Origin of the sequence: Psychrobacter sp. DAB_AL32B (assembly GCF_002224105.1) — a bacterium.
In the GTDB taxonomy this organism is placed as follows: Bacteria; Pseudomonadota; Gammaproteobacteria; order Pseudomonadales; family Moraxellaceae; genus Psychrobacter.
Genome location: NZ_NEXU01000081.1, coordinates 18727 through 31267 on the forward strand (window position 1 = coordinate 18727; position 12541 = coordinate 31267).

Below are 12541 nucleotides of genomic sequence, written 5' to 3' on the forward strand. Positions count from 1 at the left end.
TGTTTTTCAATGAGGATTATTTTTCACCACCCACTACCACTGCAGCTTAATGCAACTTCAGCCAGTGGCATTCGCCCTTTAAAGATGCTTAAAGCGTTTGAGGATTTAGGTTATATAGTCGATACTGTAACTGGTTATAGTACTGAACGTAAAAGTTCAATCAAAGCAATCAAGAAAAAAATCGAATTAGGTGTTAAGTATGATTTTGTTTACTCTGAAAGTTCTACGATGCCTACGATTTTAACGGATACACACCATTTACCATTAAATCCTTTATTGGATTTTAATTTCTTTAGGTTTTGCAAAAATAGTAATATACCAATTGGATTGTTTTATCGAGATATTTACTGGATATTTGATGGTTATGGTCAAGGTTTAAACCCATTAAAAATTTTTATGGCTAAGTTGTCTTACAAATATGACTTGTATAGTTATAGTCTATATCTAACTAAACTGTATTTACCTTCCATGGAAATGGGTCAATATATTCCTTTCATATCTGATAATATTTTTGCTGCTTTGCCACCCGGTCATGATATTGATATTCAGGATAAATACCGAAATGATATAACCGGCAAGCTTAAGATATTTTATGTAGGAGGTATGTCTGATCATTATCAAATGCATATCCTATTTTCAGTTATAAATCAGCGTGATGATATTGAGCTTATACTTTGTACCAGAGAAAGCGAGTGGGATGCTGTAAAATCCGAATATCCTGAGTTATCTAAGAATATAAAAATTGTGCATAAAAGTGGTGGAGATATGCAGGCTCTAATGGCTGATTCAGATATTGTTTCTATCTTTGTAAAACCGCAAGAATACAGGGAGTTTGCAGCCCCTGTAAAGCTATATGAATATCTTGGTAATCGTAAGCCTATCATCGCATCACAGGGTACATTAGCTGGAAGCTTCGTTGCTAAAAATAAGATTGGCTGGAGTTTGCCTTACAAGGAAAGTGCTCTTAATAGTCTATTTGATGAACTGATATCCTCGCCTAAGCTAATAGAAGATATACAACAACAAATGAGCGTTATCGCCGAATTGCATACTTGGCAAGCAAGAGCGAAACAAGTAGTTAAGGATTTATCATTATGAAAGTAGCACTTCTATCTGGAGCATCATCTATTCATACTATACGCTGGGCGAATGGACTTGCAGAGGCAGGTCTAGAGGTGCATCTGATTAGTCAGCAGCCTCAGCTAGAGCCAATGGATGCACGAGTACAGGTTCATATACTGCCCTTTCGTGGCGTATTGGGCTATTTTACGATGGTGCCAGCTGTCAAAAGGCTACTCAAACTTATAAAGCCCGATATTGTTAATGCACACTATGCTAGCGGTTATGGCACTACGGCACGTTTAGTAGGCTATTATCCATGGCTATTATCGGTTTGGGGTAGTGATATATATGACTTTCCTTATAAATCACCTTTACATAAATATTTAGTAAATAAAAACTTATTAGCAGCTAACAGTGTCGCTTCGACTAGTATCTGTATGGCCGAGCAGACTCGCTCTATTGCCCCAAAGCTGAGTCATATTGCCATTACTCCTTTTGGGGTTGATACCGTGTATTATGACTCTTTGACTACATCATTGGCAAATCGAGATGCTAATTTACCAATCATTATTGGTACAGTGAAGACACTGGCTCCACTATATGGTATCGATATCTTAATTAAAGCATTTGAGATACTCCTAAAAAACCTATCGCAAACTCATCCAGAAATAGAGAAGAGCTTGAGATTAAGGTTGGTGGGTGCGGGTCACCAAGAACTAGAGCTCAAAGCACTTACACAGCAGTTAGGTATATCTAAAAGAATTGACTTTGTAGGACGCGTAGATAGCTCACAAGTACCTGTTGAACTGGAGAAGCTAGATATTTATGTGGCTTTAAGTCGTCAAGAAAGCTTTGGTGTAGCTATCATAGAAGCGGGTGCTGCTGGCCGCCCTGTCGTAGTATCTAATGCAGGTGGCTTGCCAGAAGTCGTATTGGACGGTCAAACAGGTATAGTCGTACCAAAAGAAAATCCGCAAGCTGCTGCTGACGCGATTAGCAAGTTAGTATTAGACCGAGATTTGCGAATTCAAATGGGTGAAGCAGGTAAGCAGCATGTAATCGATACCTATGATTGGAGCGCCTGCATAAATACTATGACTAATCTTTATGAAAAAATAATTAATCAGTATAAGAGTAAATTATGAAAATTCTAACCGTAATTGGCGCGCGTCCCCAGTTTATCAAAGCCAGTGTTGTATCTAAGGCGATTCAGAACAGCTCGATATTAGATGAAAAGATTATCCATACCGGTCAGCATTTTGATGCCAATATGTCGAACATCTTTTTCGATCAATTGGGCATACCTAAACCTCATTATCAGCTCGATATTAATAGTGGGAGTCATGGTGCTATGACTGGGCGTATGTTAGAGCAGATTGAAAAGATTTGTTTGGCAGAGCAGCCAGACAGATTAATGGTTTACGGTGATACTAATTCGACTTTAGCGGGTGCTTTAGCCGCTGCTAAATTGCATATTCCTGTAGCCCATATCGAGGCAGGGCTGCGTAGTTTTAATATGCAAATGCCAGAAGAGATCAACCGTATTTTGACAGATCAGATCAGTGATATATTGTTTTGTCCAACAGATATGGCTGTGAGCAACCTAAAAAATGAAGGTTTTGATAAAAAACCTGTTCAGCTCCTAAACGTAGGTGATGTTATGCAAGACTCATCTTTATTCTTCTCTGAGCGTGCCGTTAAAGGATCGTCACTAGTTGATGTACCTAATGAAGGGTTTATAGTAGCCACTCTGCATCGTGCCGAAAATACAGATGATGCAACCCGCCTAAAGTCTATCATAGAGGCGCTAAATTATATCCACGAACACATAAGACCAGTCGTACTACCACTACATCCTCGTACACAGAAAGTAGTCAAGTCTCTTGGTCTAGAACTCAAAATGTTGGTGTTGGAGCCAGTGGGTTATCTTGAGATGATTTGGTTACTTAAGCATTGTGATACGGTAGTCTCAGATAGTGGCGGAGTACAAAAAGAGGCGTTTTTCTTTAAAAAACCATGCGTGACAATGCGTGATCAAACTGAGTGGGTAGAGTTAATAGATCATGGCGTCAATGTATTGGCAGGGGCAGATACGCAAAAGATTATCCAATGTACTGAAGCTATGTTAGGTAAAACTATCGAAGATCCATTAAGTTTGTACGGCGGCGGACATGCCTCTCAAAACATTGTTAATGTATTAGAAAAGGTTTAATAGATAATGGATAAAAATAAAACCATTTGGATAATTAACCAATATGCATCTACTTTAGATACAGGTATGGGTGGTAGGCACTTTTATCTAGCACAAGAGCTTGCAAAACAAGGCTACAAAGTTTATATAGTAGCAGGTAGTTACAGTCATTTATTGCATACCAGTAAAACGCTTGACACGGACTTTTTGATAGAAAAAATTGAAGATAACTTTCACTTTGTATGGGTTAAGCTTCCAAAATATTCCGATGCCCACAGCAAAAAAAGAATCATCAACGAGTTCTTATTCTCAAAACAATTGACAAAGCTGACTCAACAGATAGATAACACTCCAGATGTTATTTTGCACTCATCTCCAGCACTGATTAGCTATTTTGGAGTAAGATACTTAACGCGTCATTACAAAGTGCCTTATGTATTTGAAGTGCGTGATATCTGGCCACTTACATTGATTAAGTTGGGCGGCTACTCTAAAAAGCACCCATTTGTCAAGCTATTGCAGTGGATAGAAGATCAAGCTTATCAAAAAGCTGATCATGTATTTTCTAATTTGCCCAACGCAGTTGAGCATATGCAATCTAGAGGTATGCAAAAAGATAAATTTACTTGGATTGCTAATGGTATTTCTTTAGTAGAGCTTGATAATAAAGAAGCCTTGAGTAAAGAGGTGCGAGATCAGATACCTACTGATAAATTTGTCGTGGGTTATACTGGGACGCTTGGTGAAGCCAATGCCATGGACTATCTAATAGACGCTGCTAACATACTTAAAGACAATTCAACCATTCACTTTGTCCTAGTTGGTTCTGGTAAAAGCAGATCAACCCTAATAAAAAAAGCAGAGCTTTTAGGATTAAATAATATAACGTTCATTGATCCAATAGAGAAAGTCCAAGTTCAATCTATGTTATCCCAATTTGATGCCTGTTATATAGGTTGGCAAAAAAAATCTATATACCGTTTTGGTATCGCTGCTAATAAGATTCCAGAGTATCTATATTCAGCCAAACCGATTATTCACTCGTTTTCTGGCAAAGGTGACTTCATTGAACAAGCTGGTGCAGGTATCACTGTTGCAGCAGAAGACCCTATGGCCATTGCTAAAGCTATATTAGAATTGCAATCAAAGGGTACTATTGAGTGTGAGAAAATAGGTGCAAAAGGTAAAGCATTTGTTATTGAGCATCTAACTTATAAAAAACTAGCCAATAAATTAGAAAATACTTTATTTAAAGCGAATTAAACCATGATAAAACGCCTTTTCGATATCACTGCTGCGACTACCGCTTTAGTCGCTTTATCTCCGGTATATGCCATCACTGCCTATAAAGTCAAAAAGAACTTAGGCTCACCAGTGCTATTTCGCCAAACGCGTCCTGGTCTAGACGGCAAGCCGTTTGAAATGATTAAATTTCGCACGATGAAAGATGCCATAGATAGTGATGGCAATCCTCTACCAGATAGCGAGCGCTTGACTGATTTTGGCAAAGCCTTACGTAATAGCAGTCTTGATGAGTTACCTGAGCTATGGAATGTCGTCAAAGGCGACATGAGCTTAGTCGGACCACGCCCATTATTGATGGAATATCTACCGCTATATAGTAAAGAACAAGCACGTCGTCATGATGTACGCCCTGGTATTACTGGCTACGCCCAAGTTAATGGGCGTAACGCCATCGGTTGGGATAAGAAGTTTGAGCTTGATACGTGGTATGTAGACAATCAGTCATTGTGGTTAGATATTAAGATACTAGTCAAAACGGTTAAAAAAGTGCTGATTAAAGACGGCATTAGCGCGGATGGTGAAGCGACGATGAGTAAGTTTACAGGAAGTAAATAATTAGTAAAAAGGAAGTAAAATGCAGCAATTAATTGGTATATATGGTGCAAGTGGTTTTGGTAGGGAGTTATTGCCTTTGGTACGTGAGCAATACCCAAAAGCAAGTCTATGTTTTGTAGATGATGGATCAGAAGACAAAGAACTAAATGGCTATAAGATCTACAACTATGAAGATTATTTAAGCTTAGCGTATCAAGATAAGTCGGTAGTTTTGGCCATTGCGGATAGTAAAATTCGAGAATTTTTAATCGCTAAATGTAGCAAAAACAATCTAGCTGTTTTATCAGTAAAAGCCTCTAACACTATTGTATTAGATAACGTTGAAATAGGCGAAGGTTCGGTATTATGTCATTTCACCCAATTGACATCAAATATTAAAATTGGCAAGCAATTCCACGCTAATATCTACAGTTATATTGCTCATGATTGCGTCATCGGTGATTATGTCACCTTTGCCCCACGCGTCAGTTGCAATGGCAATATTCATATCCATGATCATGCCTACATTGGGTCAGGAGCAGTCATCAAGCAAGGAACACCTGATAAGCCATTAATTATTGGTAAAGGTGCTATCGTCGGGATGGGTGCGGTGGTTACCAAAGACGTTGCAGCTGGAGCAGTCGTAGTTGGTAATCCTGCACGACCCCTTAATAGATAAAAAGTATAAATAAAAAGTCAGAATAAAATATTTGGTTCTAAGTTAAGTTATAAGTTATTAATCGTCAATGATGAATCATCAATTATAAATCAGCACCATCGAGGTACCCATGCTAAACACTCCATTTTCACCTTGGCCAAGCTTTACTCAAGAAGAAGCGGATGCGGTCAGTCAAGTATTACTATCCAATAAGGTAAATTACTGGACAGGTCAAGAATGCCGTCAGTTTGAGACCGAGTTCGCTGAGTGGGCTGATAGCAAATATGCGATTGCCATGGGTAATGGTACGTTGGCATTAGATGTTGCCTTGCAAGCATTAGGTATTGGCGCAGGTGACGAAGTGATCGTCACGCCGCGTACCTTTATTGCTAGCATCTCATCGGTGGTTAACATTGGAGCGACGCCTGTTTTTGCCGAGGTTGATGAAGCAACAGGTAATATTACACCCGAGTCGATCGCTGCGGTATTGACGGATAAAACTAAAGGCATCGTTTGCGTGCATTTGGCAGGCTGGCCTTGTGATATGGATGGCATTATGGCGCTGGTAGATAAGCATAATCTATATGTCATCGAAGACTGTGCACAGGCGCATGGTGCGCGTTATAAAGGTCGTAGCATTGGTAGTATTGGGCATATAAGTGCTTGGAGCTTTTGCCAAGATAAAATAATGACTACAGGCGGTGAGGGCGGTATGGTTACCACCAATGATGAGCAGCTTTGGCGCAAGATGTGGGCTTATAAAGACCATGGTAAAAGCTATGCGGCGGTCTATGAAACGGAACATCCACCAGGCTACCGCTGGTTGCATGAGAGCTTTGGTACCAATTGGCGCATGACTGAGATGCAGGCAATAATCGGTCGTATTCAATTAGCTAGAATGCCTAATTGGACCGCCAAACGTACGGCTAATGCTCAAGCTATCTTAGATGCCTGTGCTCAATGGGAAGCAAAAGGCTATTTGTCTGTACCAAGATTAGAAGCGTCACCGCAGTTTGCAGACTCTAAACATGCCTATTATAAGCTTTACGTCTATGTACAAGCAGATAACTTACCTAGCAGCTGGTCACGAGATCGTATTATTCAAGCAATCAATGAATTAGGGGTTCCTTGTTTTTCAGGATCAGCTTCTGAGGTATATCTGGAAAAAGCATTCGATAATACCGGTTTACGGCCAGAGCCTAGGTTGCCAATCGCAAAGCAGCTCGGCGAAACTAGCTTAATGTTCATGGTGCATCCGACTTTGACTAGCGCAGAGATTGAGCAAACGGTACAAGCTATTGATAACGTATTTACTAAAATACATAACCAATGATTTATTGGCTGTACAGTTTTATTACGTTACTACTGATTGATGTTTGACAGATAGCATTTATAATTAACAGCTGGTAACCAAAGAGTATTTAATGATGTATAAGAAACTGAGTGTTTTACTGGGTTTTGGTGTTCTATCGACAGTGTCTATGCTGGCATCAGCGCAGAACCTGTATATGAATGATCTAAAACTCAAAGCAGATCTTGACTGGCTTAATACTCAAGGGGTGACGCAGATTAGCACCAGTACTTGGCCGTTGACTGCTAACGAGATTAAGCGCGCTCTAAATACGGCTAATGCTCAAACGCCAGCGCAGCAGCAGATATTACAGTCAGTACAAACGCGACTGAATCAGAACCGTGACTCAGTAGTAAAGGGATCGGCAGCACTGCATATACAAACTGATAGAGGTCAGCTACCACAAAAATTTGCCGACGATCAACTTGCTGGTCAACAAGCAAGCGTTGGGGTGTCGCTTAGCGAAGCGGAATGGGAATTTAATTTACAAGCCAATTTGAAAAATGATGAACTCATCGACGACAGCTCAGACGTTAGCTTTGAAGGCTCGTATCTTGCGGGTATTGCTGCCAATCAATGGTTAATAGCGGGTAAAATACCAACATGGTGGGGACCTGGACATGATGGCAGCCTTATTCGAGGCGATGCAAGCTTGCCAGTCGCTGGTTTTACCATGCAACGTGATCAGCAAACAGCGCCTACATCGAAGTATTTATCGTGGGTCGGGCCTTGGCAATATCAGTTATTTGCAGGTCAGCTAGAGGATTATGAAGCTATTCCGGATGCTAAGTTATTTGGCGCAAGGCTTACGGCCAGCCCATGGGAGTGGTTAGAAGTAGGTGCTTCTCGTACCTTTATGTGGGGTGGTGAAGGTCGTCCACAAAGTTTTGGCTCCTTTACTGATGCTCTCTTAGGAACCAAAGATAATGGTGGTAACGAAAGAGGTGACCCTGCCAACCAACTTGCTGGTTTTGATGCGCGCTTAAATCTGGCGCCATTGGTGAATGTACCTGCGGGTGTTTATGCTCAGTATATCGGTGAAGACGAAGCGGGCGGATTACCCGCTAAAAACATGTATTTAGCGGGTGTTGATTATGCTGCTGATGCTTATGGTAAGCCGTACCAGCTTTATGCAGAATATACCGATACCCGTACTAGTGGTGAAATAAGAGGTATCTCTTATAACCATAGTATTTATACCGATGGTTATTATCAGCAAGGCTACCCATTAGGCTATGCCCTAGGCGGCGATGCAGAAAGTATCGCGCTTGGTGGTCGATTATGGCTTGATAACCGTAACTTTATCAATGCAAAAGTGCAGCATGCCAAGGTAAATCAAGCGAATAGAAGAAACGATACCAATCAAGCATTCCCAAATACTGATAAACTGACTGGTATCGATGTCGCTTGGGAGCATCAATACAACCCCAAAGCGCTCATCTCTAGCCGAATTTGGGCAGTAGATTCAGATATCCAATCGACTGATGTCGGCGTAGGTGTAGGTCTCGAGCTACAAACTTATTAGAGTAAAGCTGCTTAGCAATATGAGTTTTTATAAGTTAGGGTAATGTTGTATATAACCAGAATAGGACTTGCTAATAAGTTAGCAAGTCCTATTTTTTTGTCAAAAATTTAACCAATAGCCTCAATTGCTGCCAGATCTGGTAGCTCATCCGGTAATTCTCCCCCTTTTAGCTAATGTAAGTAATAAATAACTTTTGTTGCCAATTGTTGACAGATAGTATATAACTGTTAATGATTATATAAATTCAATTTAGTATATATAGTTTCTGTTAAATAGGTAACCACTGCTTACTAGATTATGACTCGTATTATCACTAAGACGTTTTTTGTTTGTAATGTAGTTATTTAATGAGTTTGTCATAGCCCTACATTATGAAAATTACGGTATCGCTAATAGCTGTTACTGATAGCTATAGATCACAAGGGATTTACTATGGGCGGATATTCATCTCAATTATCGACGATAGCGTGCTTAGTGCTCTTCACTGTCACAGCTGGTTGTAGCAGTATTAATTCTGGACTACAAGCGGGCAACTTACCGCCCAGTGGTGCCTTTGTCGCAGAAAATGGTATTACCTTCAATGTTCAACCATTAGACGTAGCGACCTTACCAGCTAAGCAAGCTCCCGTACTCGACAATGAGCTATATAACTTGGTCAAAGCTTCAGGGCCAGTGAGTTATCGTATTGAAGCAGGAGACGTAATGAGTATAGTGCTCACTGACTATCCAAATATCAGTGCATCAACCTCAAGTCTGACTGTCGATCAGCAAGGCTTTATTCAGTTTCCATTGATAGGGCGCATCAAAGCAAGCGGCATGAGTGTGCCGCAGTTCACTGCAGTATTACAAGGTAGGTTGCAACGCTATCTGAAATACTCAGACCCGCAAGTCAGAGTCATCAACTATCTTGGTAGCAAATTCTTTATCGATGGAGAAGTTGCTAAGTCTGGCGAGTTTCCTATTACTGATGCACCGGTCACCTTATATGGTGCTTTGTCCATGGCAGGGGGTGCCACTACGACAGGCGATTCAAATAATATTGTATTAAATCGCCGAGGTAAAAATTATAACTTAGGGTTGCAGTCATTAAGGCAGATGGGACTATCTGCCAACCAAATTTATGTACAAGATGGCGATTCCATTCATGTCAATAGTCAAAGCCGTAATAAAGTCTATGTCTTGGGAGAGTTTGGTCGAATCGCACCAGTCGCTATACCTGAGCAGGGGCTTAGCTTAGCGCACGTACTGGGTGAATCAAGTGGTTTAAATGCGAGCACAGCCAATGCTGCCAAAGTATATATTGTCCGTGATAACTCAAAGTATAACTATACCAATATCTATTATGCCGATATGCAGACTATTACCGGCTTAGCATTGGCAAATCGCTTTGAGATGCAAGCCAATGACATTCTTTACGTTGATCCTACGGGCCTAACTCGTTGGAACCGTGTGATCAGTGCTCTTTTACCATCAACTTCTGCGATCAGGTCAATCTCAGACTTTTAAGCGATAACAGTTATGGCGTTTGATAATATCATCACGAGCCTTGAATAATGGACTAAAAAAATAAGCTGACTGACTAACACTAATTGATGAAGACATAGTTATGGATAACAATTCAAAAGATTTATCTAGACACAATACCCTCAGAGGTACCGACAAAGATAATGATCTACTGGGTCTGCTTTTAGTATTATTACGCGGCTGGAAGATCATTGCTCTGTTTGCAATTTTGGGTTTAATAATAGGGGTGTTATATGTTCGCTACGAAAACCCTACTTTTAAATCAGATGCATTGATTCAAATTGATGAAACCTCCAAAAACTTATCAGGTCTAGGATCGAATATAGCAGAGCTATTGCCACCTGATGATAGTTCAATGCAAGCGCAGATTAAGCTAATAAGATCTCGCATGGTATTAGAGCCAGTGGTGGATTTGCTTCATTTAGGTATTAAATTGAATGATCCAGCAGTTAATAAGATAGATAGAATAAAAAACAACCAAACGAACGTGCAAATGAATAGTGCTGATGGCGTTGTACTCGAGACTAGTGATGGCCGGGTACAAATTAGTCAGTTTAATGTGACAGAAGACTATTTAGATAAACCCTTCACTTTATCAAGAACTAAGACAGGCTTCGTTTTAAGTAATGATAGTGAGCAATTTCAGGGGCAGTTGAACAAAGCCCATCGTTTCATAGGCAAGAGCGGTCTCATTGAAATTATGGTCAATGATCTACCTACTGATGGACATCCTATCGATATTACTAAGCAATCACTGCAAATCACCACGGACTCTATCAATAGTGCGTTATCAGTAGTGGAAGAAGGCACTAAGACCGGTATGATCGAGCTGTCTTTGTCAGGTCTAAACCAAAAGCAAGTTAGCCTAATATTAGAACATATTGTACGGTCTTATAGTGCACAGGACCAAACACGTAGCTCGGAACAAACTATCAAAACTATTGAGTTTATGAAAAAACAAATTCCAGAATTAAAACAAAAACTCAAAGCATCAGAAGCAATATTTAATAAGTTTCGTGAAAATACTGGCACCATTGATGTGGCACAAGAAGCCTCAATATTGCTTAGCGAAAATGCTGGAATTGATACACAAATCAGTGAGCTTAAGCTAAAAAGGGCAGATCTAACCACTTACTATACCAATGAGCATCCTTTAGTCATCCAGATAAACGAACAACTTGGAGTATTGAATGCTAGAAAACAGCAAATCGACAATACCATTAGTGCGCTACCAGAAGTACAGCGAGAGTTCTTGACACTCTCTGAGGATGTAAACATCGATAGAGAGATCTATCTCACCATCCTTAAGAACTACGAGCAGCTAAAAATTGTCAAAGCAGGTGAAGTCAGCAACGCCCGTATCATTGATTTGCCTATCAATACCAATAGAATCGTTACCCCTAAAAAACAATTAATAATAATGTTAGCCACCCTAGCAGGTGCTCTGTTAGGTGCTTTATTAATATTCATTATGAACCTGCTTAGAAATGTCGTTAAAGACCCTGAACGTATTGAGTCTAAGACAGGAGTGCCAGTCATCGCCACGATTCCACGCTCTGCTGTATTATCACGATTAAGTATGAACAAAAAAGCAGCCCCTCGAATGCTGGCTCATGTTGATAATAGTAGTTTGAGTTATGAAGCGATCAAAAGCCTTCGAACGAGACTTATCTTGAGTATGCCAACGGTCATTTCAGATAGCCCAAAAGCAAAAGTACTTTTGTTCACTGGTGAAAGCCCAGGCGTTGGTAAGTCGTTTATCTCTGCTAACTTGGCAGAAGTCTTTGCTCAGCTGAACAAAAAAGTTTTGGTCATAGATGCCGATATGCGTATGGGTGAGCTGCATAAGGTTTTTGGTATGAGTCAATATGATGGCCTAGCAGATTATCTGCTGTTAGATGACAGCAGTTTGCAACTTAACCAATTTAACAAAAGCGCCGATAATCAAATCATGAACGATGTCTCTGACTTTAGTCTAGAGAATTTTATTCACCCTAGTGATATAGCGCATATTGACTTTATGCCACGCGGAAAGCATCCAAGTGATCCTGAATCACTACTAATCAGCGAAAAGTTTGAAGCGTTGCTAACAGGATTAAAGTCTCAGTACGACTATATTATCATCGACTCACCACCATTATTGGCCGCTTCAGATGCAATGGTGTTAGCTCAATATGCAGACCAAGTACTCATGATAACCAGATACGATGAATCAATGGAAAAACAGTTGATATATGCCGTTAAACAAATGTATAACTCTAATACTCGAGTAGATGGCATTATTCTCAATGACGTAAAGCAAGGGCTGATGAGTAAATATAGCTACCATTATCGCTATACCTATGGCTATGCCGACAATCGATAATATGATGCAGGGTTATCACAGTTATA

At 40.2% G+C, this 12541-nt stretch carries 10 protein-coding genes; all 10 read left to right on the plus strand.

Annotation, left to right across the window (positions count from 1 at the left end; genetic code table 11):
* Window positions 1-9: 9 nt before the first annotated feature.
* The 10 genes from CAN34_RS09860 to CAN34_RS09905 all read left to right on the plus strand — a co-directional run bounded on the left by CAN34_RS09860 (window position 10) and on the right by CAN34_RS09905 (window position 12515).
* Window positions 10-1098 (plus strand): glycosyltransferase, encoded by a 1089-nt coding sequence (locus CAN34_RS09860; protein ID WP_089555511.1) that lies wholly within the window; start codon window positions 10-12, stop codon window positions 1096-1098.
* The gene (locus CAN34_RS09865) at window positions 1095-2207 is read left to right on the plus strand and encodes a glycosyltransferase (protein ID WP_089555512.1); all 1113 of its coding nucleotides are present in this window, start codon (window positions 1095-1097) and stop codon (window positions 2205-2207) included. The genes CAN34_RS09860 and CAN34_RS09865 overlap by 4 nt, the downstream gene beginning before the upstream one ends.
* Complete coding sequence (wecB, locus tag CAN34_RS09870; RefSeq protein WP_089555513.1) at window positions 2204-3274, plus strand: non-hydrolyzing UDP-N-acetylglucosamine 2-epimerase; 1071 nt, start codon at window positions 2204-2206, stop codon at window positions 3272-3274. Before CAN34_RS09865 ends, wecB begins: the two co-directional genes overlap by 4 nt.
* Window positions 3275-3280: 6 nt before the next feature.
* Window positions 3281-4516 carry a glycosyltransferase family 4 protein gene (locus CAN34_RS09875; protein ID WP_254423156.1) on the plus strand — a complete coding sequence of 412 codons (1236 nt, stop codon included), beginning with the start codon at window positions 3281-3283 and terminating at the stop codon, window positions 4514-4516.
* A gap of 3 nt (window positions 4517-4519) precedes the next feature.
* Entirely contained in the window at window positions 4520-5113 is a 594-nt protein-coding gene (locus CAN34_RS09880) for a sugar transferase (RefSeq protein ID WP_089555515.1), read from the plus strand.
* Window positions 5114-5132: 19 nt separating this feature from the next.
* Window positions 5133-5771, plus strand: coding sequence for an acetyltransferase (locus tag CAN34_RS09885; protein WP_089555516.1), 639 nt, complete (start codon window positions 5133-5135; stop codon window positions 5769-5771).
* Between the two features lie 109 nt (window positions 5772-5880).
* Window positions 5881-7083, plus strand: a complete 1203-nt coding sequence (locus CAN34_RS09890) for a DegT/DnrJ/EryC1/StrS aminotransferase family protein (protein ID WP_089555517.1) — start codon at window positions 5881-5883, stop codon at window positions 7081-7083.
* 94 nt (window positions 7084-7177) lie between these two features.
* Window positions 7178-8626 (plus strand): capsule assembly Wzi family protein, encoded by a 1449-nt coding sequence (locus tag CAN34_RS09895; RefSeq protein WP_089555537.1) that lies wholly within the window; start codon window positions 7178-7180, stop codon window positions 8624-8626.
* A 432-nt stretch (window positions 8627-9058) separates the two neighbouring features.
* The gene (locus CAN34_RS09900; RefSeq protein ID WP_089555518.1) at window positions 9059-10132 is read left to right on the plus strand and encodes a polysaccharide biosynthesis/export family protein; all 1074 of its coding nucleotides are present in this window, start codon (window positions 9059-9061) and stop codon (window positions 10130-10132) included.
* Between the two features lie 100 nt (window positions 10133-10232).
* On the plus strand, window positions 10233-12515 hold the full coding sequence (locus CAN34_RS09905; protein WP_089555519.1) for a GNVR domain-containing protein: 2283 nt from the start codon (window positions 10233-10235) through the stop codon (window positions 12513-12515).
* Window positions 12516-12541 lie beyond the last annotated feature (26 nt).

Excerpts from the sequence above, each read along its gene's own strand:
- CAN34_RS09890 (WP_089555517.1), top strand. The coding sequence starts at position 5,881 with ATGCTAAACACTCCATTTTCACCTTGGCCAAGCTTTACTCAAGAAGAA.
- CAN34_RS09885 (WP_089555516.1), top strand. The coding sequence starts at position 5,133 with ATGCAGCAATTAATTGGTATATATGGTGCAAGTGGTTTTGGTAGGGAG.
- CAN34_RS09895 (WP_089555537.1), top strand. The coding sequence starts at position 7,178 with ATGTATAAGAAACTGAGTGTTTTACTGGGTTTTGGTGTTCTATCGACA.
- CAN34_RS09860 (WP_089555511.1), top strand. The coding sequence starts at position 10 with ATGAGGATTATTTTTCACCACCCACTACCACTGCAGCTTAATGCAACT.
- CAN34_RS09905 (WP_089555519.1), top strand. The coding sequence starts at position 10,233 with ATGGATAACAATTCAAAAGATTTATCTAGACACAATACCCTCAGAGGT.
- CAN34_RS09880 (WP_089555515.1), top strand. The coding sequence starts at position 4,520 with ATGATAAAACGCCTTTTCGATATCACTGCTGCGACTACCGCTTTAGTC.
- CAN34_RS09875 (WP_254423156.1), top strand. The coding sequence starts at position 3,281 with ATGGATAAAAATAAAACCATTTGGATAATTAACCAATATGCATCTACT.
- wecB (WP_089555513.1), top strand. The coding sequence starts at position 2,204 with ATGAAAATTCTAACCGTAATTGGCGCGCGTCCCCAGTTTATCAAAGCC.
- CAN34_RS09900 (WP_089555518.1), top strand. The coding sequence starts at position 9,059 with ATGGGCGGATATTCATCTCAATTATCGACGATAGCGTGCTTAGTGCTC.
- CAN34_RS09865 (WP_089555512.1), top strand. The coding sequence starts at position 1,095 with ATGAAAGTAGCACTTCTATCTGGAGCATCATCTATTCATACTATACGC.